Origin of the sequence: Psychrobacter sp. TWP2-1-2, assembly GCF_049896785.1 — a bacterium.
Lineage (GTDB): Bacteria > Pseudomonadota > Gammaproteobacteria > Pseudomonadales > Moraxellaceae > Psychrobacter.
Genome location: NZ_JAFCVA010000049.1, coordinates 1 through 593 on the forward strand (window position 1 = coordinate 1; position 593 = coordinate 593).

1 protein-coding gene is annotated in these 593 nt (G+C 40.3%); it reads left to right on the plus strand.

Going from position 1 to position 593, the window contains the following annotated elements; all coding sequences use genetic code 11:
* On the plus strand, positions 1–416 hold a 416-nt coding region (locus ACP7AE_RS14180), incomplete at its 5' end, for a trehalose-phosphatase (protein ID WP_426243867.1).
* Positions 417–593: the final 177 nt, after the last annotated feature.

Genomic DNA, 593 nt, shown 5'->3' on the forward strand with positions numbered 1-593 from the left:
GTTTGGCCAATGTGGCGCATGCCATCATGTTAGAAACCTCAAAAAATTACCCTAACTGGACTTTAAAACCCGGGAAATACGTTTGGGAGTTGGCTCCTAAAGGCGTCTATAAAGGCGCAGCTATCTTAACCTTATTAAAAAAGATGCAGAGCAAAGAGAATGTTTGTCCTATTTTTATTGGTGATGATATTACCGATGAAGCAGGATTTCTCGCATTACGAAGCGAAAATGAACAACTAGAAAAGAACCAGTCGATAGACAACTCTTATTCCCAATCAGTAAAAGGTATGGGGGTTAAGGTTGGGAGCGGGTCATCGCACGCTCATTACTATGTGAACAACATTGATGAGGTGACTGTTTTACTCAATAGTTTTTTAAATTTTTGTCAAAGAAATAACACCCTAACTTCTGATTGAGTAGAGGTTAGCGGCAACCACTAATAAAAATATAAGGAGAGGTGTTATGAGTCGCTTAATCGTCCTATCTAACCGAGTTAAAATGCCTGATAACAACCCAATGGCAGGTGGACTTGCAATAGTACTGCAAGACGTGTTGAACGGAAAATCAGTCGTTTGGATGGGGTGGAATGGTGA